This window comes from Amycolatopsis sp. cmx-11-12 (assembly GCF_046269425.1).
GTDB lineage: Bacteria > Actinomycetota > Actinomycetes > Mycobacteriales > Pseudonocardiaceae > Amycolatopsis.
In genome coordinates this window covers 192,777-217,540 of the sequence record NZ_JADNQM010000004.1, presented here as the reverse complement: position 1 = coordinate 217,540, position 24,764 = coordinate 192,777, and the positions used below count along the sequence as shown (strand labels likewise).

Here is a 24,764-nt window from a genome sequence, read left to right as displayed (position 1 = left end):
TTGTGTTCATTGAGTTTTCGGACCGCTTTTCACATCACCCGGGTGGCGACCCGGCGAGACCACTTCGCCGGTAATCGCGATCGATCAGCCGCAAGCCTGTTTCGCCGCGAGCACCCGGGTCAGTGCCTCGTCGACCCGGGCGGCCGGAAGGTCACCGGACGCGAGTGCTTTCTCCAGCGTGGTCAGCACCGTGTCGACGTTGCCGCCGGACGACCACAACGCCTGGTCCGCTCCCGCCTGCAAGGCCTTGAGCACCGCCGTCGGCAGCGGGTACTGCGACGTGATCGCCTTCATCGCCCCGAGATCGTCCGTGATCACCGGGCCGTCGAACGCGTAGTCCGTCCGCAGCAGCCGGTACGCCGGCGCTGACAGGGTCGACGGCGTGCCGCCGGTCAGGTCGGGCACGTCCAGATGTCCGACCATGACGCCGATCTCGCCGTATTCGTCGATGTCGCGGTACGGCACCAGGTCGACCTTTCGCAGCGAGGCCAGCGGTGGCGTCCGCACCAGTCCCTTGTGGGAGTCCCCGGTGGCGTGCCCGTGCCCGGGGAAGTGCTTCAGCACCGGCTGCACCCCTGCGTCTCGCAAGCCCTGCGCGAACGCCAGGACGTACTTACGCGCGACTTCGGGGTCCGAGCCGAACGACCGGTCACCGACGATGTCGCGGTCCGGCTGGTCCGTGATGTCGGCGTCGGGCGCGTAGTCGACGGTGACGCCGCGGGCTCGCATCTGCTTGCCCCGTTCGGCGGCCTTCGTTCGCACCTGTGCCGGTGTCATGCTCGCGGCCATCTTCCGGGCGCTCGGCATACCGCCGTCGAGGGCGTCGATCCGCTGAACACGGCCGCCTTCTTCGTCGATCGCCACCGACACCGGGACCTTCGCGGCCCGCTGCACCTCGTCCAGCGCGCGGTTCTGCAACAGGGTCGTCTCGTTGCCGCCGAGGAAGATCCCGCCGATCTGCTGATCGCGCACCAGTTTCACCGCCGCCTGCGGATCGCCGGCGTTCACGCCGACCACCGTCAGCTGGGCCAGTCGCTGCCGGGGGCTCATCCCGGCGATGACGGCTTCGCAGCCCGGAGCAGGCGCCTGCTCCGCCCTCGGTGACGGCGAGGGAGTGGGCGGACTGCTGCTGGGCGGGCTCGAAACGGTGCTGCCGCGCGGCGGTGCCGTCCCCGCCGGCTGTGCCGATCCGGCCTGTTCGTTCGCCGTACCGCACTGCACGCTGGTGGCCAGAACGGTGGCCGCTCCCAGGATGACGGCCGCCCATCGCTTCGTCGTCTTCGGTCGCCCGGAGTTCATCAGCTCGTTTCGTTCGTCGTCCATGCCGGTACCGACGGTAACCCCAGTTGCCCTTTAGCACGCGCTCGCGTGCCCTTTCGTTCGTGCTCGCGGGGGCTCCCGCCTCGGCCCCACCTCCTTTCTCATCCGTGTTCTCCCTCGTCAACCCGCTGTTCGGACTTGACAACTCGATCTGCTCCGCCGTAGATTACCACATGGTTATGGAACCGCAAGGTTATCGAAGGTCGCTCGCCGCCGCGGCGTGAGAGACCGATCGTGAGAACTCGAACTCGTGAGAACGGAAAGGCGGGCGACCGTGGCCCAGGATCTGCTCGATGCCACCTTCGCGGCACTCGCCGACCCCACCCGCCGCGCGATCCTCGCGCGGCTCGCACGCGGCGAGGCCACTGTGACGGAGCTGGCCGAGCCGTTCGCGATGAGCCAGCCCGCCATCTCCAAGCATCTGAAAGTGCTGGAGCGGGCGGGGCTGGTGGCGCGGGGACGTGACGCTCAGCGTCGCCCCTGCCGTCTGGTGGCCGAGCCGTTGAAGAACGCGAACGAATGGCTCGGCGACTACCGCCGCCACTGGGACGAGGCCTTCTCTCAGCTGGACCTCGTCCTCGACGAGGAACTGCGGCACCCGGAGCGCCGGGACGAGACCGATTGACCACCGCACGAGCGGAAAGGAACAGCACGATGGGACGCACTCTCAGCGTGGCGAAATCCGGCGATCTCGAGATCGTCATGACGAGGTCCTTCGACGCGCCGAGGGCACTCGTGTTCGACGCGTGGACCAAACCGGAGCTGGTACGCCGCTGGTTCGGCCCGCGCGACTGCGAGGTCGTCGAATGCGAGATCGATCTGCGGGTCGGCGGCAGATGGCGCTACCGGCTGCGCCACGGCGGTGGGATGGAGATGGTCCTACAGGGCGTCTACCAGGAGGTCAGTCGTCCGGAAAGGCTCGTCTCCCTCGAGACGAACGAGGACTGCGACGCCTCGGAAGGCCAGGCTCTGGCGACCCTGACGTTGCTCGAACACGGCGGCGTCACCACTCTGACGCAGGTGCTGCGGTACAGCTCGAAGCGGATCCGGGACGCCGTGCTCGAATCCGGAATGGAGCGGGGCGTCGGAGAAGGGTTCGACAAACTGGCCGAGGTCATGGCAGTCCGGGCGGGGGCGTGAACGAGATGAACGCCATCGCGGACCGGTATCGCGTCCGGGCCGATGCCTTCGAGGGCAAGGTCGCCGCCGTCGAGGCCGGGCAGTGGGAGAACAGGTCCCCTTGCGACGAGTGGAACGCGAGGGATGTCGTCGGGCACATCGTCGACATGCACGGAGCGATGCTGCGGCCCCTCGGACGTGAACTCGGACCGGCGCCGGCACTTCTGGCGGACCCGCTCGGCGCGTTCCGGGCGGCCCGGGCCGATGTCGAAGCCGTCCTCACCGACCCCGTGCTCGCCGCCACCGAACACGAGACGCCGATGGGGAGGGTGACGGCCGAGCAGCACATCGACCAGGTCGTCAGCGCCGACATGGTGGTCCACGGCTGGGATCTGGCCCGTGCCACCGGTCAGGACGACACGATCGACCCCGAGGAGGTCGCCCGGATGTGGCCCGGCGCCCAGGCGATCCCCGAAGAGATGAGGACCCCGGGTGCCTTCGGGCCGGGCATCGTCGTCTTCGGTCCCGAAGTGGAAGTGCCCGACGACGCGCCCTTGCAGGACAGGCTGCTCGGGCTGATGGGCCGAGACCCGGGTTTCCAGCGGCTGTCGTGAAGGTCAGACATGGATGCCCCGGTGCCGCCGGGCGGGCCGGGAAGGAACCGGTACCTCGGCGGTGTCGGTCCCGTTGGCCGCGGCCAGGACACGCTCCAGAACCGACAGAGAGGTGGTGAGCAAGGAGATCTGGTTCTGGATCCGAGTCTTGGCGATCTCGAGTTCGCCGGTCAACCCCGGTGAAGGCACCAAGTGCGTGTCGTCACCGGAAACACAGGGAAGGAGTTCCGCGATCTTGCCGCTGCACAACCCGGCCGAATAGAAGAGCTGGATCTGCAGAACCCGGGCGATGTCGTCCTCGGAGAATGTCCGGTAGCCGTTCCCGGATCGCTCGGGGCGCAGCAGGCCTTCGGTTTCGTAGTATCGCAACGAGCGGACGCTCACCCCGGTCCGCTCCGCCAGTTCGCCGATCCGCATGAGTCCAGATTAACCGCGACGACCGAGGTTGACCGTGACGCCGGCGTCAGGGTTTAGCTTCGCGTTCATGAGGTTGCTCGAAGCACTCCGCGGCACCGCGATCCAGCTGCCGAACCGCATCGCGATGGCCCCGATGACCCGGGGACGTGCCGACGACACGACAGGTGTGCCCCACCCGCTGACGGCCGAGTACTACGCGCAACGCGCGAGCGCCGGCTTGATCGTGAGCGAAGGCATCTGGGTCACCCGGACCGGCAAGAGCGGCCCGGGTATCCCAGGACTGGTGACAGAGCGGCAGGCCGAAGCCTGGCGTGAAGTGACAGAGGCCGTGCACGAGGAAGGCGGCCGCATCTTCGCGCAGCTCTGGCACGCGGGGCGGGTCAGCCACCCCGGTGTGATGGGCCGGACGCCGGTGGCGCCGTCGGTGGTCCGGCAGGCCGGGCGGATCTTCGTGACCGACGGCTGGACGGACACGGTCGAGCCCCGTGCGCTCGGTGAGGATGAGATCGGCGAGGTCGTCCAGGACTTCGCCGTGGCGGCACGCTTGGCCATCGAGGCGGGGTTCGACGGCGTGGAACTCCACGGTGCGAACGGGTACCTCATCCAGGAGTTCCTCGCCCGCAACACCAACCGCAGGGAGGACCGGTACGGCGGTTCGGTCACCGGTCGGCTCAGGTTCCCGCTCGAGGTGGTGGCGGCCGTGGCCGAGCAGATCGGCGCGGCCAAGGTCGCCCTGCGGATTTCGCCGGGCAATCCGGAGAACGACATCGTGGAAGACGACTGGAAGGAGGTGTACTCACGACTGCTCGTGGAACTACATCGGTACGAGCTCGCGTATCTGCACGTCATCGACACTCCCGACGCCGAGGCGTTGTCCCACCTGCGGCCGTTGTGGCCGGGGACGCTCGTCGCGAACCTGCGTTCCGGGGAACCGACCTCCCGGGCCGAGGGTGAGTCCTTGATCGAGTCCGGGCTGGCCGACGTTGTCGCCTTCGGGAGGCTGTTCATCGCGAACCCGGACCTGCCCGCCCGATTCGCGCTCCACGCCCCGATCGCGCAGGCGGACCACGACGTCTATTACGGCGCCCGGCCCGACGGCTACGCCGATTTCCCGGCGTTCGAACCGGACTCGGCGAAGTTCGCCTGTTCGGCGCGCAGCTGACCTTCGCCGCCCGATCTACAGTGCGGGGATGGTCAAGACGGCAGTGGAAATCGCGGCGGCTGTGCGTGCCAAGGAACTCGACCCGGTCCAGGTGACCCGTGAGGCGCTGGCCAGGATCGCCGCGGCGGACGGGGTGGTCGGCGCGTTCCGCCGGGTCCGGGCCGAGGAGGCGCTCGCCGAGGCCGCCGCCGTCGCCGAGCGCGCGGACCTGGCCGACCTGCCCTTGGCCGGGGTGCCGATCGCGGTCAAGGACGTCGCTCCGGTCGAGGGCGAGTATGCCTCGTGGGGATCGCGTGCGGGTTCGTCGACGGTGTCCACAGAGGACGGTGAGATAGCGCGGCGGTTACGCGCCGCCGGTGCAGTGATCATCGGCCTGACCCGGGTACCGGAGCTGTGCATCTGGCCGTCGAGTGACGATCCGGATGGGACGGCGCGCAATCCGCGCAACCCGTCCTATGCGGCGGGTGGTTCGTCGGGCGGGAGCGCCGCGGCTGTCGCCGCCGGGCTGGTGCCCATCGCGCACGGCACCGACGGTTTGGGCTCGATCCGGCTTCCGTCCGCGATGTGCGGGATCGTCGGTCTCAAACCGGGTAAGGGCGTGGTCCGCGTACCGAGGGAGGACGGCTGGTTCGGCCTGTCCACGCACGGTCCGATGACGACCACCGTTGCCGACGCGGCCGTGCTGATGTCGGTCCTCGCCGAACAGCCCGGCCTGGCGGATCTCACCGACCCGAAGCGGTCCCGCATCGCCCTGTCGACCCGGGCCCCGTTGAGCACGGCACCGTTGCCGCGGGCGTTCGGCCGAGCGGTCGCGCGGGCCGGCGAGCTGTTCAGCGCGGCCGGGCACACGGTCGCGCAGGGAACGCCTCGGTACAACCCCGGCGCCATCGGCGGCATCGTCGCGCGCTGGGCCGCCGGACCGGCCGAGCAAGCGGCCGAGTTCGACTTCCGCGCGCTCCAGCCGCGTACACGTACGCACGTCCGGCTCGGTCGCCTCCTGGCCTCCCGGGTCCGGGAGAGCACCCGCGAGCGATGGCTGGCGCACACAGAGGAATTCTTCGCGGAGCATGACGTCCTGGTCACGCCCATGCTCGCGAGCCTCCCGCTCAAGGCCCGCACGTGGCACGAAAGCCGATGGATCGCCAACGTGCTGCCGTCCCTGCGGGTCGCGGGGTTCGCCGGGTTGTGGAATCTCGCGGGCTATCCGGCGATGTCGGTGCCGATCGGCGTGCACCCGTCCGGCATCCCGGCCTGTGTTCAGCTCGTCGCCGCGCCCGGCGGGGAAGCGCTCCTCCTCGGCCTCGCCGCCCAGCTCGAAGCCGCCAACCCCTGGCCCCGCACCACCGCTTCCTGACCCTGGAAAGAGAGCAAGGGACCTTTGCTATCACTCTCCAAAAGAGAGTGATAGCAAAGGTCCCTTGCTACTTCGCGCTGGTCAGGAGCCGGTTTTGGCGGGTGACGGCTTCTGGCCGTTCGCCTTCGGACCGTTCTGCTCGCCCTGTCCGTTCTTCGGCGCGGCGGCGGCAGGCGCCGAGGAAGCGGGCTTGGCGGGAGAGGGCTTGGCCGGAGCCGGGGCGGCGGCCTTCGACGCGGGCGGTTCGGCGGGCTTGCCCGCGGGCTTCGTCCCGTCGGCCTTGCTGTCGCCGCCGACGAGCTTCGAAGCGTGCGGGATCACCGACTCCTCGGGCAAGGCCGCGAGCATCGCCTCGCTGCCCTTCAGGACCTCGTCGGCCTGCATCAGGCTCTTGCGGGCCTGCTCGCGAATCTCCGCCAGCCGCTCGACCTTCCGCTGGGCGGCGGTCGTGCGCTGGGCGGCGGTCGTCGTGGCCTCGTCGAGCCGGCGCTTGGCCTCGGCCGTCGCTTCGTCGACGCGGCGCTTGGCCTCCGCGGTGGCCTCCGCGATCCGGCGTTCGGCCTGGTTCTTGCTGGCCGTCTGCTGGTCGGCGATGTGCTTCTCGTGCGACGTGCGCTGAGCCGTGATCGTCTGCTCGAACTCACGCTCGATCTTGCGGCGCTTGCGTTCGGCTTCGTTGTCCAGCAGTTCCCGGCGCTGGGCGGCCTCGACCGTCAGCCGCTGGACCTCGGCCCGCGTCTCGGCGAGCGCGGATTCGTGCTCGGAGTGCAGCGCGTCCGCCTGCTTGTCCAGCTCGGCGACGAGCCGCGTGTAGCGCTCACGAAGCTTCTTCGACGCCTCGCTCGAGGACGCCCAGTGCTTCTCGGCCGCGACCTCGGCACGCTTCGTGATCTCGTCCGCGCGCGCTTGCGCGAGCGTGACGGTGCGCTGCATCCGCTCGTCGAGGTCTTCGAGCCGCTCCGGCGGCTTCTTCAGCTCCTCGATCCTGGCGTTGAGCTTCGCCACCTCGTGGCGCACGGTTTCGAGTTCGCGCGAGGCCGACGTCGCCTGCGCGATCGCGGCGTCGCGGTCGGTGATCACGCGATGCAACTGGGCTTCGAGATGATCCAGATACTGGCGCACTTCGTTCCGGTCGAAGCCGTGCCAGGCCTGGGTGTATTCGCGCCGCAGGGGCAACAGGCCATTGTCTCGCTCGGGAACCATGGTCACGACGGTACCTGCGTACCCGGCGTCGCCGTTGTCAGGCTTCGTGATTCACCGACGTGTGTCGGCCCTCAGCTGCTGTCCCTCACCTGAACGGCCGCCACCCGTGTGCGCAGTGTCACCAATGGAAGCCGCGGCTGAGCCGGGCGAGGGCCACCGCCGCCCTGGACAGATGCTGCTCACCCTTCCCGATCTTGAGCCCGCCACCGCCACCCGCGGCCGCGGAGTCCGGGAACACGCGGAATCCTTGGTAGGCCACGGCATCCGTGAGCCCCGGGGTGAGCGTGTAGGCGAGCCCGATCGCCTGCCCGGCAGGCGTGCCGATGTGTTTCGGACGTTCCTTCAGCGCCTTCATCACCATGTCCGCGGCCTGATCCGGCGATTTCGTCGGAAACGCGTCATAGATCTTCGTCGGCCGGATCATCGGCGTGCGCACGAGTGGCATGTGGATGGTCGTGAAGGTGATTCCGTCACCGTGGGTCTCGGTCGCGGCGATCCGGGAGAAATAGTCCAAAGCGGCCTTCGACGCCGCATACGCGGAAAAGCGCGGCGCGATTCCCTGCACTCCGATCGACGAGACGTTGACGATGTGCCCGAATTTCCGCTCGGACATATGCGGCAGCACCGCGAGGATCAGCCGGACCGCGCCGAAGTAGTTGATCGCCATCGCGCGCTCGTAGTCGTGGAACCGGTCGTACGACAGTTTGATCGAGCGCCGGATCGACCGGCCGGCGTTGTTGACGAGCATGTCGATCCGGCCGTGCTCGGCGAGCATCGCGTCGACGGCCTTGTGCACCGACTCCTCGTCGGTGAGGTCGGCGGGGTACACCGACGCCGTACCGCCGGCGGCGATGATCTCGTCCCGGACCTCTTCGAGTTCGTGCTGCCGCCGCGCCACGAGCAGCGGCACCCCGCCCGCGGCCGCGACCTTGATCGCGGTCGCCCGGCCGATACCCGACGACGCGCCGGTGATGATCACGCGCCTGCCGTCCAGTTCACCGCGCGGACCGTGCTTGCGGGCACGGAACGGGTCCAGGTGTTCACGCCAGTAGCGCCACAGCGTGGGCGCGTAGTCCTCGATCCGGGGCACCTCGACGCCCGAGCCGATAAGTGCCTTGCGCGTCGACGCCGACGAGAACACCGACGGGAACGCCATGGTCTCCAGCAGTACCGGCGGGATGCCGAGCCGCTCCATCACCGCGTCGCGCGCGATCGTGAAGCCGGGGATGTGCTCGCTCAGTTTCACCAGGTTGACGATGCCCTTGGACACGCGCTCGTTGAGCTGCACGGAGATCGTCGGCGCGCCGGCCGCCTTCGCGAAGGCGTTGTAGACCGAGACGACCGGCTGCGGTTCCGGGTTGACGAGGTGGAACGCGCGCCCGTCCAGGCCCGGCGTGGTGATCAGGGCGTTCAGCGACTCGGCGACGTAGTCGACCGGGACGACGTTGGTGTCGCCGAGGTCGGGGCCGACGATCGGCAAGTCGGGCAGCCCGGCCAGCCTGCTGATCGCGGGGAACAGGTAGTACGGACCGTCGATCTTGTCCATCTCGCCGGTCTCGGAGTTCCCGACCACGACCGCGGGCCGGTACACCCGCCACGGCACGTCCTGCTGTTCGCGCACGAGGCGCTCCGCCTCGAACTTCGTGCGGTGGTACGGCGTCACGAGCCGCTGGCCGACGTCGAACATCTCCTCGGTGAACATGCCCTCGTGGTCACCGGCGACGGCGACCGAGGACACGTGGTGCAGGCGGCCCGCGTTCAGATCGGCGGCGAGCGCGATCATCTGCGCGGTGCCTTCGACGTTGGCCTTGATGCTGTCTTCGTCGTCGGCGGTGAGGTCGTAAAGGGCGGCGAGGTGCACGACGTGATCGACACCGCGAAGCTTCTCTCGATCGTCTTCGCCGACCCCGAGCAGCGGCTCGCCGAGATCACCGGTGACGAGGGTGACGCGTTCCGGATGCGGCCAGGCGTTCACGAGTTTCGCGAGTTTGTCCCGTGAGGACGCGCGGACGACGAGCGCGACCTTGTCGACGTCCTCCCTGGTGAGCAACAGCCGGGTGAACTGGCGCCCGATTAGTCCGGTCGCCCCGGTCACCAGAAAAGTCGCCATCTGCTTCACCCTTCACTGTGCTCGCCCGCGTCCACCGGCATTCTGCTGCATCACGACGACGCTGACCACCACGGCACCGGTGAAGTTACTCACGAGTAACTAGGCCGGGTCGGCGATGACGACCCGGTTTTCGGCGTAGCCGGTTTCCCCGCCGACCCAGCGGCCGCCGCAGGTGACGAGGACGATCCGATGTGGACCGGATTGGCCGAACAGCTCGTCCGCCCGCTGCGGCAGCTCGTTCTTCTTCAGCGTGATCAGCTGGGAAACCTTGTATTGCCAAGACTTCCCCGCTTTGTCGACCACGGTGACGGCGCCGCCGATCCGCTCGGTCCACAACTCCGCGAACGGACCTGTCGCACCCTTCCAGTTCACGTGCCCGGCGAACACGCTCGCCCCGGTCGCCGAACTCAGCTCGGCGCCCCACCAGGTCACCTCACCGAGGTTCTCCGGCACCGGCAGCTCCGCGCCCGGCCCGAGGTCCTTGCGGATCAGCTTCGCCGCGCCGCCCGCGGGCAGCCGGATCGTTCCGGGACCCTGCGGTTTCGGCGCTTCGGGTTCCTTCGACGGCGGCGGGGCCGCGGGAGGCGGCGTCGTGGGGGCGATCTCCGGCGGAGGCGTGACTTCCTGTTGCGCGGGCGCCGCCGGGGCGCCGCCCGCGACGGAGACGGAGGCGGGCTGTGCCGTCCCCGCCACCACGGTCGTCGGCGGCCAGATGATCAAGGCCGCGACGAGGTCCGCGCACAGGACCGTGACGGCTCCCAGCGCGAACCCGCGTCGTACAGACATTCCCGAACCTCTTTAGCGTCGCGAAGACCGCCGCGCGGCCACACCCACCATCACCGAACCGAGCAGCGCGAGCGCGCCGACGCCGAGGATCCCGGCGGTCGACGCCGAGTTCTCGACGGTGCCCTGCATCATCGCCACCGGCCGGTCACCGGCGGGAATGGTGCGCGGTACCTCGTTGGGCGTGTTGGCGACCTTGAGCGCCAGCGTCTCACCCGGTTTGACCTCGCCGCAGGCGGACGGCGGATTCTTCGGGTCGAACGCGTTCGTGTAGCCCGGCGGCGCGTTGACCTCGACCACGCAGATCTCCTGCGGGGTCCGCAGGTTCTCCACGGTGACCGTCCCGGTCTCACCCTCGGTGGTGACGACGGTGGGCTTGCCGTCGGCGCCGTTGAGCGGCTTGCCGTCCTGGCCGACGGCGGCGGTGGTCTTGTCCTTGGCGGTGATCCGCAGCGCGGCGCCCGCGATGCCCTTGTCGGTCTTCGCGTCGACCTTGGTCACCTGGACCTTGCCCGGCTTCGAGACGACCGCGACACCTTGGGCCTTCAGTTCCTTCTCACCGCCGGTCGAGACGACCTTCTGCACACCGGTCTTGACCGGGAACTGCACGTAAGGCCGGTCCGCGGGGGCGGACAGCGAGCTGGCCAGCTTCGGCTGGTCACCGGTCGGCGTCACCTTGACCGTGACGGTGCCGTCTTCGCCGGTCTTCACCGTGGTGGCCTTCTCGGCCTTGGCGTTCGAAGTCGACGCGGGCTTGGTGCTCTCGCCGCTGTCCACGGTCGCGTTCGACGGCGTGAGCCGCACCGGAACACCGGAGACGCCCTTGCCCTTGGCGTTCTTGACGCTGATCGTCCACGCACCGGCGGTGCCGATGTGCTGGTCTTCCTTCGGCGGCGCGATCGCGGTGGTCCACGGGCCGCGGTTGGCCTCGGCGTGCTTGGTCAGCTTCTCGACGGCCGTGGCGGCGGCAGGGTGCTGTGCCTTCAGCTTGTCGAGATGGTCCTGGATCTTGTAGCCGATCTTGTTGGAAGGCAGTCCAGGATCGGTGTCGGCGTCGGATCGAGGCTTGGCCGTCCAAGAATGGAGCAGGTGAGCGAGCGCGGCCGCTTCGGCGTTGTCCTGCGTTCCGCCGTAGCGGAGGAGCAGGTAGGAGATGTTGGCCGCGATGTCCTCCGGCAGCTTCTGTCCCCACTTGTCGAGCAGCTCGTCGCCGGGCTTGTACTCCTCGTTCGTGTCCGGCGCCTTCTGCTGGAAGCTCACGCAGAACACGTGCTTGCCGTTGACGACATAGGAGCCGAGCCAGTCACTGGCCTGGTCGTGGCCGCCGAACGGCTGGCCGGGTGTGACGGCATGGCCGACACCCTGTTTCGAGTCGGCCGAGGCCGGTGTCGCCGCGACGGTGGCCGACAGAGCGCCAAGCAGGCACGTCGCGATCAGGCTGGTCAAGGCGCGCGAACGCACGCTCGGGCGTGTGGTCCACCCCATGGTGTGTTGACTCCTTTGGCCGCGTTCTGCCTTCGACGCCTTTACGTCGACGCAGGTCACACGATCGATAGGTTCCCCGACACGCCTTCGGTGATTAACCGAACACGCATCGTGCAGGGTGGCCTGTGATCAGCGGTTTTGGCAAGAGGTCATCAGGTGGGGTATCGGTGAACGGTCGTGATCTCCGCCGCATACGGTGTGGGGGATGGGCCACGCGCCGAATGTGAGTAAAGTCGTCTTTACTTCGACGGGAACCGGGCGGCCCCCGCGGTCGTTGAACCCGATGCAGGTGCCAGTAGATCCAGGAGGATCAGGTGCGATCCAGTAGCAACCCGGCGTTCCGGAACCTGCCGCGTGGCGCGGCGGAGTACGGACCCAACGTAGGCTTCAACCAACCCCAGGGCGGGGTGCCCGGCTACGGCCCTCCGCAGACCTCCGCCGGCGCTGACGACCGTCCGATGACCGTCGACGACGTCGTCATCAAGACGGCGCTGAGCCTCGGCACCGCGCTGGTGACCGGTGTGCTCACCGCGATCTGGGCGATCAGCCAGATCCCGCTGTCGGCGTCCGGCAAGATCCTCGGCATCCCCGGGGCTGTGATCGGCGCGCTCGTCGGCTCGATGATCGTCGGCCTCGTGATTTCGCTGGTGATCATCTTCAAGAAGATGCCGAGTGGCCCGCTCACGCTGGCGTACTCGGCTGTCGAGGGTGTCTTCCTCGGTGCGATCAGTGGTCTTTTCGAAGCGCTGTACCCCGGTATCGCGCTGCAAGCGATCGTCGGTACCGCCGGCGTCTTCATCGCGATGCTGGTGGTCTACAAGACGGGTGCCGTCAAGGTCACCCCGAAGCTGACGAAGTGGATCATCGGCGCCGTGGTCGGTGTCGCGATCATGATGCTGGTCAACCTCGTCACCAGCCTCTTCTTCGGGTTCAACCCGCTGCGTGACGGCGGTCCGATCGCGATCATCTTCAGCCTCGTGGTGATCGGTGTCGCGGCGTTCAGCTTCCTGCTCGACTTCGACCAGGCCGACCGGATGATCCGCGAAGGCACGCCGTCGAAGTGGTCCTGGTACGTCGCCTTCGGCCTGATGACCACGCTGGTCTGGCTGTACCTTGAGATCCTGCGGTTGCTGTCGTACTTCCAAAACGATTGACCCAGGTTTTCCGCGAAAGGGCGCTCCGAGCGATCGGGGCGCCTTTTTTCGTGGCGGTGAATACTCTGCTGACATGACCGAGCAGAAACGTTCGAAGTGGTTCTGGGTGGGCATCCTGGTGCCGGTCGCGATCGTGGTGATCAGTGCGGCGACCTGGGTCGCCGGGTACCTCTCCAGCGCGGACGGCACCGTGGTGGGCGACTGCTACGCGGTCACCACCTTCGGCGACGTCGATGCCGAACCGGCGAAGGCGGACTGCGGTTCGATCGAGGCCAACACGAAGCTCGGCGCGAAGGCCGAAAGCGGCGATGCCTGCCCCCAGGGCGAGTACGACCAGCTGACCGTTGACCGCACGTTCTCCTCGTACAAGCTCTGCATGATGATCAACGCCAGGCAGGGCGACTGCTTCGAGAACTTCCTCGCCGACAGCGTGGCGTACCAGAAGGTGGAGTGCTCGGATCCCACGAAGGACGCGGAGGTCGTGAAGGTCATCGAGGGCGCTTCGGGTGATACGGCTTGCGACGACACCGGGGCGACCGATCTGAAGAGCTACTCGACGCCGCCTTCGACGGTCTGCGTCAAAGCAGGAAAATAGCGACTTCGACCAGGGGCTTTCACTCGTATGGGGGGTCGATGCGTGGTGTCGATCACGGTGAGTGTTTGATACCGAGGTTCTCATTCCTCTTCACAACTGTGAGGTTTCTCGGTGACCACTTCCCAGCCGGCCCCTGGGGGCCAAACGCCGGTGGGACAGCCCGACGCTTTCGGTCCGCCGCCCGGCGTCCAGCCGGCGGCGCCCAAGCGGTCCAAGTTCGCGTGGCTGAAGTTCGCCCTTCCGATCGTGATCGTCGTACTCGTCGCCGGCGGGTACGCGGTCAACTACTTCACCGGTACCGACGGTGCCAAGGTCGGTGACTGCCTCGCGGTCACCGAATTCACCAGCAAGGCCGACCCGAAGCAGGCCGACTGCGGGACCGCCGAAGCCAACGTCAAGGTCGCGGCGAAGGTGGGCGACAACGAATCCTGCCCGGAAGGCCCGTACGACGAGTACTCGCAGTCCGGTCGTATCTCGTACAAGCTCTGCCTGATGATCAACGCCAAGCAGGGTGACTGCCTGGCCAACTTCGGCGCCGGGACCGCGGGCTACAAGAAGGTGCCGTGCTCGGACCCGGCCAAGGAGGTCGAGTTCGTGAAGATCGTCGACGGGCAGGCGGACAAGGTGGCGTGCGAAAGCATCGAAGCCACCAACGCCATCAGCTACTCGACCCCGCCGACCACGATGTGCGTCATCAAGGGCGACAAGTAGTACCGGGTTTCTCCGTGAAGGCCCCCTTCCCTCGGTTGAGCCGAGGGAAGGGGGCCTTCACGCGCTCGGGAGCAAGGGACCTTTGGTATCGCCGCCGCCATCCGGCCGCGGGTGAGCAGCCATTCGTCGCACAGTGTGGGACGGGCTGCGATCGGGTGGTCACCGGCCCTAACGTTGCTCGTCCCCAACCCGCTGATCGACCTGGAGTCCTGGTGGCGACGACAGAAACCCAAGCCGGTGAGAAGAAACTCCTCGACTTCCCGACCTCCTGCGCCGCCCCGATCCCGCGACCGGAAGAGCCGGTCAAGATCGTGCCGCTGGCCATCGCGGGTGCCCTCGCGGTCGGGCTGACCTGGTACGTCTGGGCGGCGCACGGGGCGAAGTTCGGCGTCCTGCTCATTCTCGGCCTGCTGCTCGGCCTCGCGCTCTTCCACTCACGTTTCGGCTTCACTTCGGCCTGGCGCCAGCTGATCGCGGTCGGCAACGGCCAGGGCCTGCGGGCGCACACGCTGTTGCTCGGCACGGCCGCGACCCTGATCGCGTTGATCGTCGGCACCGGCTCCGGACTGTTCGGCAGCGCGCCGAACCCGACCGCGGGCGGGCTGGGGCTCGCGCTGTTCGTGGGCGCGACGATCTTCGCCATCGGCATGCAACTGGGCGGCGCGTGCGCGTCGGGAACGTTGTTCGCGGTCGGTTCCGGGCAGTCGACGATCGTGCTGACCCTCGGCGGGTTCATCGCCGGTTCGGTCTTCTACACGTGGGCGTATCCGCTGCTGTCGGGCTGGCCCGAGTTCAAGGGGATCCTGCTCGCCGACCACGTCGGCTGGTTCGGTTCGTGGGTGATCACGGTCGCCGTCCTCGCCGCGATCGTGGTCGGCACCCGGTTCGTGCAGAAGCGCCGCAACCCGCCGCCGGTCGACGTCGTCCCGACCGCGCACGGGTTCGCCCGGATCTTCCGCGGTTCCTGGCCGATCCTCGTCGGCGCCGTCGTCCTCGGTGTCCTGGCCGGCGCGGTCTTCCTGGTCTCCGGCGGGATCTGGGGCGTCACGAGCGCGTTCAGCCTGTGGGGCGCCAAGATCCTTCAGGTGTTCGGCCTGCACCCCGAAACGTGGGAATTCTGGCGGCTCAAGGCGAACGCGGCTTCGCTGGCGGCGCCGATCTGGAAGGACAAGAACAGCCTCACCGACATCGGCATCATGATCGGCGCGGGGGTCGCCGCCGCGGCCGCGGGCGCGTGGAAGATCCACAGCTCGATCCCGTGGCGTACCGCCGTCGCCGCGGTACTCGGCGGGATCCTGATGGGTGTCGGGGCGCGGATGGCGGGTGGCTGCAACATCGGCGCCTACCTCGGCGGGATCTCGGTCGGCAGCCTGCACGGCTGGCTGTGGGGCGTGTTCGCGCTCGGCGGCACGTGGATCGGGCTCAAACTGCGGCCGCTGTTCGGGCTCGGCAACCCGGTCCCGACGGACAGCGTCTGCTGATCACTCTCTGTGATACTCCGTACGCGGGTCTGCCCCTTCGGCCCGCATACAGGGAAAAAGTTGGCAGGTAAAACCTGTGTTCGGCTACCCTCGGCTACATCTTCGCGCTTGTGCATCAAGGCACAAGCGCTTTGGGGAAGGCCTGGCGACCGCGCCGGGCGTCAATTCCGCAGTCGCGACCGGCGGGGGGTCGTCGCGTCAGCCGAGTACCAGGGGACGGGTTCTTCATGTCAACGCAAAGTCCGGGCGCGCCGGGCGGCGTCAAACTCGACGCGGGCGTGCTCAAGGTCGCCGCCGTCGTCATCCTCGGCGCGATCATGGCGATCCTCGACACGACGGTCGTCAACGTCGCGCTCCAGAAACTGACCATCGAGTTCCAGACCTCGTTCGACACCATCCAGTGGATCGCGACCGGCTACATGCTGGCGCTGGCCACGGTCATCCCGATCACCGGCTGGGCTTCCGACCGGTTCGGCACCAAGCGGCTCTACATGACCGCGATCGGGCTGTTCCTGATCGGCTCGATGCTCGCCGGTATGGCATGGGACGTCGAATCGCTGATCGTCTTCCGGGTCTTGCAGGGCTTCGGCGGCGGCATGCTGATGCCCGCCGGTATGACGATCCTGACCAGGGCCGCCGGGCCGCACCGGATCGGGCGCGTGATGGGCGTGCTCGGCGTGCCGATGCTGCTCGGCCCGATCGGCGGCCCGATCCTCGGCGGCTGGCTGGTCGACGCGGTGAGCTGGCGCTGGATCTTCTACATCAACCTGCCGATCGGCCTGATCACCATGGTCCTGGCCTGGCGCCTGCTGCCGAAGGACCGGCCGGAACCCGGCGAGCGGTTCGACTTCGTCGGCATGCTGATGGTGTCGCCGGGTCTGGCGGCGCTGATCTTCGGCGTTTCGAACATCCCGGCGGCGGGCGGTATCGGCGCGGTGGACGTCTGGCTGCCCGCGCTGGCCGGGGTCGGGCTACTGGTGGCGTTCGTGTTCCGGGCGAACCGGGTCTCGAACCCGCTACTCGACCTGAAACTGTTCAAGAACCGGTCGTTCTCGGTCGCCATGGTGACGATGACCTTCTTCTGTGTCGCGTTCTTCGGCGCGATGCTGCTCCTGCCGACGTATTTCGTGCTGGCGCGTGGCGAATCGGCGATGAACGCCGGTCTGCTGCTCGCCCCGCAGGGTCTCGGCGCGATGCTGACCATGCCGATCGCGGGCCGGTTCGCGGACAAGATCGGCGCGCGGAAGATCGTGCTGCCCGGTCTCGTGCTGATGCTCGCCGGGTTGGTCGCCTTCACCCAGCTCACCGCGACGACGCCGTACTGGCTGCTGCTTTCGGCGCTGTTCGTGATGGGGCTCGGCATGGGCGCGACGATGATGCCGATCACCTCGGCCGCGTTGCAGACGCTCAAGCCGCAGGACATGGCGAAGGCGTCGACAGCGACGAACATCCTTCAGCAGACCGCGGGCGCGATCGGCGCGGCGGTGCTGTCGATCATCCTGGCGGCGCTGCTGGCCGGGAAGTTCGGCGTGCCGACCGCGCAGGGACAGCTGGCGGCGACGGCTGCGGTGTTCGACCCGGCGACGCACGAGGTGGCTTCGGGGCTGACCGCGGACGCGTTCTCGACGACGTTTCTGTGGTCGATGATCCTGCTCGCGCTGTGCCTGATCCCGGCGGCGTTCCTGCCGAAGACGAAGCCCGCGCTGCCTGAGGGAGTCGACGGCGAGGTCTCCGCGGCCCCGCCGATCATGACCCACTAGGGCCGGAAAGAAGCAAAGGACCTTTGCTCACGTTCGTTAGCACACTAACTGACGTGAGCAAAGGTCCCTTGCTCTCTTTTCGCAGGTCAGGACAGTCGTTCGAGCACCATCGCCATGCCCTGGCCGCCGCCGACGCACATCGTCTCGAGGCCGAACTGCTTGTCGTGGTGCTGAAGCGAGTTGATCAGCGTCGAGGTGATCCGCGCGCCGGTCATGCCGAACGGGTGGCCGACGGCGATCGCGCCGCCGTTGACGTTCAGCTTGTCGAGGTCGATCCCGAGGTCCTTGTACGACGGGATGACCTGCGCGGCGAAGGCCTCGTTGATCTCGACGAGGTCGATGTCGCCGATGGACATCCCGGCGCGGGCGAGCGCGCTCTTCGACGCCTCGACCGGGCCGTAGCCCATGATCTCCGGCGACAGCCCGGAAACACCGGTCGAGACGACGCGGGCCAGCGGCGTCAGACCCAGCTCCTTCGCCTTCGTGTCCGACATGATGATCACCGCGGCGGCGCCGTCGTTGAGCGCGCAGCAGTTACCGGCGGTGATCCGGCCGTCGGGGCGGAAGACCGGCTTCAGGCCGGAGACGCCTTCGAGGGTGACGCCGGCGCGCGGGCCGTCGTCCTTCGAGACCACGGTGCCGTCCGGCAGGGTCACCGGGGTGATGTCCTTGGCCCAGAAGCCGTCCGCGATGGCCTTCTCGGCGAGGTTCTGCGAACGGACGCCGAACTCGTCCATCTCTTCGCGCGAAACGTTCTTCAGGCGCGCGAGGTTCTCGGCGGTCTGGCCCATCGCGATGTAGACGTCCGGGAGGCCACCGTTCTCGCGCGGGTCGCTCCAGCTGTCGGCACCTTCGGCGGCCATCTGCGCGGTGCGGGCCTCGGCGTCGGCGAACAGCGGGTTGTGGGTGTTCGGCCAGGAGTCCGAGCTGCCGTTGACGAAGCGCGAAACGGTCTCGACACCGGCGGAGATGAACACGTCGCCTTCGCCGGCCTTGATCGCGTGCAGCGCCATGCGGGTGGTCTGGAGGCTGGCGGAGCAGTACCGCGTGATCGTGCAGCCGGGCAGGTGGTCGTAGCCGAGTTCGACGGCGACCGCGCGGCCCATGTTGAAGCCCTGCTCGCCACCGGGGAGACCGCAGCCCAGCATGAGGTCTTCGATCTGCGTCGGGTCGAGTTCGGGGACCTTGTCGAGCGCGGCGCGGATCATCTGCACGGTGAGGTCGTCCGGGCGGATGCTCACCAGCGATCCCTTGCCGGCGCGGCCGATCGGGGATCGGGCGGTGGAGACGATGACGGCTTCGGGCATGGAACGACACTCCCTTGTTTTCGATCCAGACACGCGCTAAGCGGTTGCTCACCTCGCATCCTCCACCGGAGCGCGGTGCGGGTCAAAGGCGAACGCGATCCACGCCACTCTTTCCGACGACACAGCCCGAGGACCAGACTCCGGCGCCGGACTTAAGTGGGCACATCCCGACCTGCGGCGTTTAGGCTGTCAGCGTGGATTACGTCGAGCACATCGTGGACCTCGTGGGCAACACCCCTCTGGTCAAGCTGAACGCACTGGCCGAGGGGCTGCAACCGCTCATCCTGGCCAAGGTCGAGTACGTCAACCCCGGCGGCAGCGTCAAGGACCGCATCGCGCTGCGGATGATCGAAGCCGCGGAGCGCTCCGGCCAACTGAAGCCCGGCGGCACCATCGTCGAGCCGACCTCCGGCAACACCGGCGTCGGGCTGGCCATGGTGGCGCAGCGCAAGGGGTACAAGTGCGTGTTCGTCTGCCCGGACAAGGTCAGCGAGGACAAGCGCAACGTGCTCAAGGCCTACGGCGCCCGCGTCGTGGTCTGCCCGACCGCGGTGGCGCCGGAGCATCCGGACTCCTACTACAACGTCTCCGATCGCCTCGTGCGTGAGATCGAGGGCGCCTGGAAACCGAACCAGTACGCCAACCCGGAGAACCCCGCCAGCCACTACCACTCGACCGGCCCGGAACTCTGGCGCCAGACCGAGGGCAAGATCACGCACTTCGTCGCGGGCGTCGGCACGGGCGGCACGATCTCGGGCACCGGCAAGTACCTCAAGGAGGTCAGCGACGGCCGCGTCCAGGTGGTCGGCGCGGACCCCGAAGGCTCGGTGTACTCCGGCGGATCCGGACGGCCGTACCTGGTCGAGGGTGTCGGTGAGGACTTCTGGCCGGAGACCTACGACCGGAGCGTCGCCGACCAGATCATCCCGATCTCGGACGCGCACTCCTTCGACATCACGCGTCGTCTCGCGCTCGAAGAGGGACTGCTCGTCGGCGGCTCGTGCGGGATGGCCGTCGCCGCCGCGCTCAAGCTCGCCGAGGGTCTCGGCCCGGACGACGTCGTCGTCGTGCTCCTGCCCGACGGCGGCCGCGGCTACCTCACCAAGGTGTTCAACGACAGCTGGATGTCCTCCTACGGCTTCCTGCCGCCGGACTCGAGCGGCGCGACCGTCCGCGACGTCCTGATGAAGAAGAGCGGTTCGCTGCCGAGCCTGGTGCACAGTCACCCGAACGAGACGGTCGCCGAAGCGGTGGCGATCCTCGCCGAGTTCGGCGTCAGCCAGATGCCCGTGGTCAGCGCGGAACCGCCGGTCATGGCGGCCGAGGTCGTCGGCGCGGTCAACGAACGCGATCTGCTCGAGGCGCTCTTCACCGGCAAGGCGCAGCTTGCCGACCGGCTCGAGCAGCACATGTCGCCGCCGCTGCCGACCATCGGCGCCGGTGAACAGGTGGGTTCGGCGATGAACGCGCTCTCGGGCGCCGACGGCGCGCTGGTGCTGGTCGACGGCAAGCCGGCGGGCGTCGTCACCCGGCACGACCTGCTCGCGTTTCTCGCAGGACGGTAAAGAGGCATTTCATCGGATGGTCGGGCCGGGGCGTTACGAGCAGCCCACCCGGCTATCCGATAGCGTATCCGGTGAGTTGAACTTTTATGTCCTCGTCAAGGGGGTTCAAGACCCAAATGAGTGCTCCGCAGCCACCGAATCAGCCTTGGGGTGGCGCCCAGCCACCGCAGGGACCCCCGAGTGGCCCCCAGCCGCAGCAAGACAACCCGTTCGGTTCCCCGGAACCGACTCAGGTGGTGCAGCCCGGCCCGCCCGCTCAGCCCGACTACGGGCAACCGCAGTACGGGCAGCCTTCGTATGAGCAGCCCCAGGGCGGCGGGTTCGGCGACACGCCGGAGCCCACACAGGTCGTGCAGCCGGTCCAGCCGGGTTCCGGCGACGCGAACGCGACCCAGCTCGTGCCGCCGGGTTCGCAGCCGCCCGCCATCCCGTACGCCCCGCCGCCGAGCGCGGCCGACAACCCGGCCGCCGGTGCCTACGGCGCCCAGGGTGGCGGTTTCGGTCAGCAGCAGGGCTTCGGCGGGCCCCAGCAGGGCGGGTTCGACCCGTCGCAGGGCCAGCAGCAGCCCGGTTACGGCCAGCCGCAGCAGGGCTTCGGCGGACCGCCGCAGGGCGGTTTCGGCCAGCAGCCCGGTTTCGGCGGGCCTCCGCAGGGCTACAGTCCCGCCCCCGCCGGTGGCGGCGGCGGGAACCCGTTGTTCGGGTTCATCGCCGGTGGCCTCGTCGGCCTTCTCGGTCTTCTCGCGCTGATCTTCAGCTTCGTCTACTTCGGCGACGCGAGCGACTTCTCCGAAGGGGTCGACGGTCAGTCCTCCAAGATCGGTCAGGAGGCTGTCGACAAGCTCCTCGACCAGTTCGGCCTGGCGTCGCCCGGCACCGTCTGGCTCTACGTGATCCTGCTGCTGGTCGCTTCGATCGTCGCGACGGCGGCCGGTGCCGGTCTCGCGCTGGCGAGCAAGCTTCCGGCTTCGCTCAAGAAGATCGTGCCGATCGCGGTCACCGCGGGCGGTGCGCTGCTGCTCCTCTTCGGCATCCTGCTCCTCGGTGCCACGACCGCGTCGGGTGATGGCATCCCGCGAGGTGTCAGCATCGGAATCGGCCTGCCGCACCTGATCTTCGGCATCCTGATCCTGATCATCGGTGTACTGGGCCTGATCCCGCCGACAGCGCAGTTCGTCGGCCTCGGTGGCGGCGGCTCGGTGCTCGGTGCCCCGCAGGGCGGCCAGCCGGGTGGTTTCGGTGGCCCGCCGCAGGGTGGCTTCGGCCAGCCGGGGCAGCCGGGTCCGTACGGTCAGCCGCAGCCGGGCCCCTACGGTCAGCCCGGTCAGCCGGGTCCGTCTTCGGGTGGGTTCCCGCAGCAGGGGCAGCCCGGCGGTTTCGGGCAGCAGCCCGGCCAGCCCGGTCCGCCCAGCGGTGGTTTCGCCCAGCCGGGTCAGCCGCCGCAGGGTGGCTACGGCCAGCCGCCGCAGCAGCACGGTGGTTTCGGGCAGCAGCCCGGTCAGCCGGGTCCGCCGAGTGGCGGTTTCGGTCAGCCGGGTCAGCAGCCCGGTCAGCCGCCGCAGCAGTGGTGATTCGCCGCCACTGAACGGTTTCGCTCAGAACGCCCCCAGCCGGTCGGCTGGGGGCGTTCTGTTTTCGCCGATGTCTCCACGAATCGCCGCCACGACCAGGGCCACCGGGCTAGGGTGAGCGCCGTTAACCCACACCCGGCTGATGGGGGCGACGTGACCGGCCCGTACGGATATCCCGCACAGCAGCCAGGACCGGCCGGTTTCGGATACCCCGCACCGCAGACGAGGCCGACCGGGGCGACGGCGATCATCGCGGCGTTGCTCGGGCTCGTCGCCGCGGGGGCCGCCGGGTACATCCCGGTCTATTTCTTCCTCAGGCTGTCGTCCGGATTCAGCATCGACGATCTCCCCGGTCTCGTGCTGACCGTGCTGGGCCTGTACCTGATGGCCGGGCTGCTCCTGCTGATCGGCGCGCTGTCGGCGTTCTTCCGCTCGGTGGCAGGCGCTGTCCTGCTGGTGCTCGGTTCCCTGATGGTGATCGCCGCCGTCCTGATGGAACCGGTGGCGTTCAACGGGACCTACAGCCTGTACTTCCGCATGCAGTTCGAGTTCAGGACGTTCGTCGCCATCGTGCGAGTAGTCCTGTTCGCGGTCGTCCCGCTCACGCTGATCTTCGCGATCATCCCGCCGACGCTGAAATATCTGCGCTGGCGGCCTTCCCCCGCCCAGCCGTATCGGCCGCGGGATCAGGTTCCCGGGCAAGGCGGTTGGTGAGTTCCTTCAGGCCGATCCGCTGAGTCGCCGCGCTTCCCGGCTGGTAGCCGGGCTGACAGGATGAAGTGAACATTCGACAGGGGAGCGATGACGTACCAGCAGTACCCACCGCAGGGCGGCTATCCACCACCCGGTGCCTACCCGCCGCCGGGAATGGCGCGGCAACCGAGCGGTGCCACCGGGATCATCGCCGGGGTCCTCGCGCTCCTCGGCGGCCTGTGGTTCCTCGCCGGCCTCGCGTTCCACATCATCGAACTCTCCCATTTCGTCGTTTCGTTCCTGGTGGTCGGCGCGGTGCTCGACTTCCTCACCGCGGCCTTGCTCTTGAGCGGCGGGATCCTGCTGCTCCTGCGCAAAGGCGCCGGGCGAGTGCTCACCGTGATCGGCGCCGGGTCCACCCTCGGTTTCGTGGCCCTGACCTTCGTGCTCCGGGCGATCGGCACCGGTTTCTACTTCTCGTACAGCGGGGTGACCCTGTACTTCGGCGTCGGCTGGCTCCTCATCGTGGTCCTGATCCCGGCGATCGCGACCCTCGTGCTGGCGCTGCTCCCGCCGACGGCGCGCTGGTTGGCGGCCAAGAAGCAGCCCGCGATGACCATGCCTCCGCAGAACTTCGGGTATCCGCCCGCGCAGCCCGGATACCCGCCCGCTCCCGGCCCGCAGCAGCAAGGTCCGCCACCCGGACAGTGGTGAGTTCGATCCCAGACGATGGGATCTCGAGGTCGTGGTCGTACCCTGGACGGTATGGCCGACGACTACTCTCTGCTGGGCTTCGAGACACGCGCGATCCACGCCGGGCAGACCCCTGATCCCCGGACTGGCGCGGTCATCGTGCCGATCTACCAGACCTCGACCTATGCGCAGGACGGCGTCGGCGGCACGCGCGAAGGTGACTACGAGTACTCCCGCACCGCGAACCCCACGCGCACCGCGTTGGAGGTCGCGCTCGCGGCGCTCGAAGGCGCCCGGCACGGTCTCGCCTACTCGTCGGGGATGGCGGCCAGCGACGTCCTGCTGCGGGCGACCCTGCGCCCCGGCGATCACCTGGTGCTCGGCAACGACGCTTACGGCGGCACGTTCCGGCTGATCGACAAGGTGCTCAGCCTGTGGGGCGTCGAGCACACCGTCGCCGACCTGGGGAACATCGCCGAGGTCCGGGCGGCGATCCGGCCGGAGACGAAGCTGATCTGGTGCGAGTCGCCGACCAACCCGATGCTGGGGATCGCCGACATCGCCGCGCTGGCCGAGGTCGCCCACGGCGCCGGCGCCCGCTTGGTCGTCGACAACACCTTCGCCACCCCGTACTTGCAGAACCCGCTTTCGCTGGGTGCCGACGTCGTCTTGCACTCGACGACCAAGTACCTCGGCGGGCACTCCGACGTCGTCGGCGGCGCGATCCTGACCAACGAGGACGAACTGCGCGAGCAGCTGTTCTACCTGCGCAACGCGGCGGGCGCGGTGCCCGGCCCGTTCGACGCGTGGCTGACCCTGCGCGGGATCAAGACGCTCGCGCTGCGGATGGAGCGGCACAGTGACAACGCCGAACTGATCGCCCGGATGCTGCTGAAGCACCCGAAGGTCGAGCGCGTCTACTACCCGGGCCTGCCGGAGCACCCCGGCCACGAGATCGCGTCGAAGCAGATGCGGCGGTTCGGCGGGATGATCTCGTTCACCCACGTCGACGGCGAACAGGCCGCGCTCGACGTCGCCTCGAAGACGAAGCTGTTCATCCTCGCCGAGTCGCTGGGCGGGATCGAATCGCTCATCGAGCACCCTGGCCGGATGACCCACGCGAGCACCGCCGGGTCCACCCTGGAGGTGCCGGACAACCTGCTGCGCCTGTCCGTCGGCATCGAGGACGGCAGCGACCTGGTCAACGATCTGGCCAAGGCCCTGGGCTGACCGCCGCCGAGCCCAGAGCGGGAGCAAGGGACCTTTGCTATCGTTAGCGTACCCACGCTAACTAAGTGACAGCAAAGGTCCCTTGCTCTCTTCGCGCTGGTCAGCGCGGTGTGGTGGGAGGAATCGCCCGGTTACGGGCGGAAGTTGCTGGGCGTGACGCCGGTCTTCGCGTCCGCCTCGTGCGAGGTCCCCTGCGGCGCGGCCGGCAGTTCGGAACCGTCGACGCAGCCGCCGACGAGTTCGATGTGGTTGTCGTGCCGGATGTACTGGCCCGGGTCCACGCAACCGGCGCGATCGACCGTGTAGACGGCAGCGCCGGTCAGCAGCGCGGCCGAAGTGAGGGCCAGCACGACCGGGAGCATCCCGGCGGAACGGGTCGCCCGGACCCTGCCGATGTTCCCCCGTGTCATGCGCACTCCCTGGTCGCCTTCGCCGCC

Annotated in this window: 23 protein-coding genes; 15 read left to right on the top strand and 8 right to left on the bottom strand. The window is 68.3% G+C overall.

Annotated elements, in window-relative coordinates:
- Nucleotides 1-84 precede the first annotated feature (84 nt).
- Nucleotides 85-1,323, bottom strand: coding sequence for a glycoside hydrolase family 3 N-terminal domain-containing protein (locus ACLARN_RS07545; RefSeq protein ID WP_409490564.1), 1,239 nt, complete (start codon nt 1,321-1,323; stop codon nt 85-87).
- Nucleotides 1,324-1,594: 271 nt separating this feature from the next.
- On the opposite strand from ACLARN_RS07545, the gene ACLARN_RS07540 reads away from it, so the two are divergent.
- From ACLARN_RS07540 to ACLARN_RS07530, 3 genes are read left to right on the top strand one after another with little or no spacing between them, the layout of a single operon-like run.
- A complete protein-coding gene (locus tag ACLARN_RS07540) occupies nt 1,595-1,945 on the top strand; it encodes an ArsR/SmtB family transcription factor (protein ID WP_076159461.1) in 351 nt (116 codons plus the stop codon).
- Between the two features lie 29 nt (nt 1,946-1,974).
- Complete coding sequence (locus tag ACLARN_RS07535) at nt 1,975-2,460, top strand: SRPBCC family protein (RefSeq protein WP_409490563.1); 486 nt, start codon at nt 1,975-1,977, stop codon at nt 2,458-2,460.
- A 5-nt stretch (nt 2,461-2,465) separates the two neighbouring features.
- On the top strand, nt 2,466-3,053 hold the full coding sequence (locus ACLARN_RS07530) for a TIGR03086 family metal-binding protein (protein ID WP_409490730.1): 588 nt from the start codon (nt 2,466-2,468) through the stop codon (nt 3,051-3,053).
- Nucleotides 3,054-3,056: 3 nt separating this feature from the next.
- On the opposite strand, the gene ACLARN_RS07525 is transcribed toward ACLARN_RS07530, so the two are convergent.
- Complete coding sequence (locus ACLARN_RS07525) at nt 3,057-3,470, bottom strand: MerR family transcriptional regulator (protein WP_409490562.1); 414 nt, start codon at nt 3,468-3,470, stop codon at nt 3,057-3,059.
- 67 nt (nt 3,471-3,537) lie between these two features.
- On the opposite strand from ACLARN_RS07525, the gene ACLARN_RS07520 reads away from it, so the two are divergent.
- A complete protein-coding gene (locus tag ACLARN_RS07520; protein WP_409490561.1) occupies nt 3,538-4,632 on the top strand; it encodes an alkene reductase in 1,095 nt (364 codons plus the stop codon).
- A gap of 28 nt (nt 4,633-4,660) precedes the next feature.
- Nucleotides 4,661-5,986 carry an amidase gene (locus ACLARN_RS07515; protein ID WP_409490560.1) on the top strand — a complete coding sequence of 442 codons (1,326 nt, stop codon included), beginning with the start codon at nt 4,661-4,663 and terminating at the stop codon, nt 5,984-5,986.
- Nucleotides 5,987-6,067: 81 nt separating this feature from the next.
- On the opposite strand, the gene ACLARN_RS07510 is transcribed toward ACLARN_RS07515, so the two are convergent.
- From ACLARN_RS07510 to ACLARN_RS07495, 4 genes are all read right to left on the bottom strand, one after another.
- Nucleotides 6,068-7,189, bottom strand: a complete 1,122-nt coding sequence (locus tag ACLARN_RS07510; RefSeq protein ID WP_409490559.1) for a cell division protein DivIVA — start codon at nt 7,187-7,189, stop codon at nt 6,068-6,070.
- A gap of 118 nt (nt 7,190-7,307) precedes the next feature.
- Nucleotides 7,308-9,299: an SDR family oxidoreductase gene (locus ACLARN_RS07505; RefSeq protein WP_409490558.1), complete on the bottom strand. Its 1,992-nt coding sequence runs from the start codon at nt 9,297-9,299 to the stop codon at nt 7,308-7,310.
- Nucleotides 9,300-9,398: 99 nt separating this feature from the next.
- On the bottom strand, nt 9,399-10,085 hold the full coding sequence (locus tag ACLARN_RS07500; protein ID WP_409490557.1) for a class F sortase: 687 nt from the start codon (nt 10,083-10,085) through the stop codon (nt 9,399-9,401).
- Between the two features lie 12 nt (nt 10,086-10,097).
- Nucleotides 10,098-11,567, bottom strand: a complete 1,470-nt coding sequence (locus tag ACLARN_RS07495; protein WP_409490556.1) for a SpaA isopeptide-forming pilin-related protein — start codon at nt 11,565-11,567, stop codon at nt 10,098-10,100.
- A 314-nt stretch (nt 11,568-11,881) separates the two neighbouring features.
- Between ACLARN_RS07495 and ACLARN_RS07490 the strand changes: the two genes are divergently transcribed.
- From ACLARN_RS07490 to ACLARN_RS07470, 5 genes are all read left to right on the top strand, one after another.
- Nucleotides 11,882-12,721 (top strand): Bax inhibitor-1/YccA family protein, encoded by an 840-nt coding sequence (locus ACLARN_RS07490; RefSeq protein WP_076159482.1) that lies wholly within the window; start codon nt 11,882-11,884, stop codon nt 12,719-12,721.
- A gap of 73 nt (nt 12,722-12,794) precedes the next feature.
- On the top strand, nt 12,795-13,316 hold the full coding sequence (locus tag ACLARN_RS07485) for a hypothetical protein (protein ID WP_409490555.1): 522 nt from the start codon (nt 12,795-12,797) through the stop codon (nt 13,314-13,316).
- A gap of 111 nt (nt 13,317-13,427) precedes the next feature.
- Entirely contained in the window at nt 13,428-14,027 is a 600-nt protein-coding gene (locus tag ACLARN_RS07480; RefSeq protein ID WP_409490554.1) for a hypothetical protein, read from the top strand.
- Between the two features lie 212 nt (nt 14,028-14,239).
- Complete coding sequence (locus ACLARN_RS07475; RefSeq protein ID WP_409490553.1) at nt 14,240-15,508, top strand: YeeE/YedE family protein; 1,269 nt, start codon at nt 14,240-14,242, stop codon at nt 15,506-15,508.
- Nucleotides 15,509-15,735: 227 nt separating this feature from the next.
- Nucleotides 15,736-17,268, top strand: a complete 1,533-nt coding sequence (locus ACLARN_RS07470; protein WP_409490552.1) for a DHA2 family efflux MFS transporter permease subunit — start codon at nt 15,736-15,738, stop codon at nt 17,266-17,268.
- A gap of 86 nt (nt 17,269-17,354) precedes the next feature.
- On the opposite strand, the gene ACLARN_RS07465 is transcribed toward ACLARN_RS07470, so the two are convergent.
- On the bottom strand, nt 17,355-18,575 hold the full coding sequence (locus ACLARN_RS07465) for an acetyl-CoA C-acetyltransferase (RefSeq protein WP_409490551.1): 1,221 nt from the start codon (nt 18,573-18,575) through the stop codon (nt 17,355-17,357).
- Nucleotides 18,576-18,769: 194 nt separating this feature from the next.
- Between ACLARN_RS07465 and ACLARN_RS07460 the strand changes: the two genes are divergently transcribed.
- The 5 genes from ACLARN_RS07460 (at nt 18,770) to ACLARN_RS07440 (ending at nt 24,327) form a co-directional block, all read left to right on the top strand.
- Nucleotides 18,770-20,140 carry a cystathionine beta-synthase gene (locus ACLARN_RS07460; protein ID WP_409490550.1) on the top strand — a complete coding sequence of 457 codons (1,371 nt, stop codon included), beginning with the start codon at nt 18,770-18,772 and terminating at the stop codon, nt 20,138-20,140.
- A 233-nt stretch (nt 20,141-20,373) separates the two neighbouring features.
- Nucleotides 20,374-21,711 (top strand): hypothetical protein, encoded by a 1,338-nt coding sequence (locus tag ACLARN_RS07455; protein WP_409490549.1) that lies wholly within the window; start codon nt 20,374-20,376, stop codon nt 21,709-21,711.
- 153 nt (nt 21,712-21,864) lie between these two features.
- On the top strand, nt 21,865-22,425 hold the full coding sequence (locus ACLARN_RS07450) for a hypothetical protein (protein WP_409490548.1): 561 nt from the start codon (nt 21,865-21,867) through the stop codon (nt 22,423-22,425).
- A gap of 87 nt (nt 22,426-22,512) precedes the next feature.
- Nucleotides 22,513-23,118, top strand: a complete 606-nt coding sequence (locus ACLARN_RS07445) for a hypothetical protein (protein ID WP_409490547.1) — start codon at nt 22,513-22,515, stop codon at nt 23,116-23,118.
- A gap of 51 nt (nt 23,119-23,169) precedes the next feature.
- The gene (locus ACLARN_RS07440) at nt 23,170-24,327 is read left to right on the top strand and encodes a cystathionine gamma-synthase (RefSeq protein WP_409490546.1); all 1,158 of its coding nucleotides are present in this window, start codon (nt 23,170-23,172) and stop codon (nt 24,325-24,327) included.
- A gap of 131 nt (nt 24,328-24,458) precedes the next feature.
- Here ACLARN_RS07440 and ACLARN_RS07435 read toward each other — a convergent pair whose 3' ends face one another.
- The gene (locus tag ACLARN_RS07435) at nt 24,459-24,737 is read right to left on the bottom strand and encodes a hypothetical protein (protein ID WP_409490545.1); all 279 of its coding nucleotides are present in this window, start codon (nt 24,735-24,737) and stop codon (nt 24,459-24,461) included.
- Between the last annotated feature and the right edge of the window lie 27 nt (nt 24,738-24,764).

What these genes read in the sequence shown, in the direction of transcription:
- ACLARN_RS07545 (WP_409490564.1), bottom strand. Translation starts at nt 1,323, where the DNA reads ATGGACGACGAACGAAACGAGCTGATGAACTCCGGGCGACCGAAGACG.
- ACLARN_RS07535 (WP_409490563.1), top strand. Translation starts at nt 1,975, where the DNA reads ATGGGACGCACTCTCAGCGTGGCGAAATCCGGCGATCTCGAGATCGTC.
- ACLARN_RS07530 (WP_409490730.1), top strand. Translation starts at nt 2,466, where the DNA reads ATGAACGCCATCGCGGACCGGTATCGCGTCCGGGCCGATGCCTTCGAG.
- ACLARN_RS07525 (WP_409490562.1), bottom strand. Translation starts at nt 3,470, where the DNA reads ATGCGGATCGGCGAACTGGCGGAGCGGACCGGGGTGAGCGTCCGCTCG.
- ACLARN_RS07520 (WP_409490561.1), top strand. Translation starts at nt 3,538, where the DNA reads ATGAGGTTGCTCGAAGCACTCCGCGGCACCGCGATCCAGCTGCCGAAC.
- ACLARN_RS07515 (WP_409490560.1), top strand. Translation starts at nt 4,661, where the DNA reads ATGGTCAAGACGGCAGTGGAAATCGCGGCGGCTGTGCGTGCCAAGGAA.
- ACLARN_RS07510 (WP_409490559.1), bottom strand. Translation starts at nt 7,189, where the DNA reads ATGGTTCCCGAGCGAGACAATGGCCTGTTGCCCCTGCGGCGCGAATAC.
- ACLARN_RS07505 (WP_409490558.1), bottom strand. Translation starts at nt 9,299, where the DNA reads ATGGCGACTTTTCTGGTGACCGGGGCGACCGGACTAATCGGGCGCCAG.
- ACLARN_RS07500 (WP_409490557.1), bottom strand. Translation starts at nt 10,085, where the DNA reads ATGTCTGTACGACGCGGGTTCGCGCTGGGAGCCGTCACGGTCCTGTGC.
- ACLARN_RS07495 (WP_409490556.1), bottom strand. Translation starts at nt 11,567, where the DNA reads ATGGGGTGGACCACACGCCCGAGCGTGCGTTCGCGCGCCTTGACCAGC.
- ACLARN_RS07485 (WP_409490555.1), top strand. Translation starts at nt 12,795, where the DNA reads ATGACCGAGCAGAAACGTTCGAAGTGGTTCTGGGTGGGCATCCTGGTG.
- ACLARN_RS07470 (WP_409490552.1), top strand. Translation starts at nt 15,736, where the DNA reads ATGTCAACGCAAAGTCCGGGCGCGCCGGGCGGCGTCAAACTCGACGCG.
- ACLARN_RS07465 (WP_409490551.1), bottom strand. Translation starts at nt 18,575, where the DNA reads ATGCCCGAAGCCGTCATCGTCTCCACCGCCCGATCCCCGATCGGCCGC.
- ACLARN_RS07445 (WP_409490547.1), top strand. Translation starts at nt 22,513, where the DNA reads ATGACGTACCAGCAGTACCCACCGCAGGGCGGCTATCCACCACCCGGT.
- ACLARN_RS07440 (WP_409490546.1), top strand. Translation starts at nt 23,170, where the DNA reads ATGGCCGACGACTACTCTCTGCTGGGCTTCGAGACACGCGCGATCCAC.
- ACLARN_RS07435 (WP_409490545.1), bottom strand. Translation starts at nt 24,737, where the DNA reads ATGACACGGGGGAACATCGGCAGGGTCCGGGCGACCCGTTCCGCCGGG.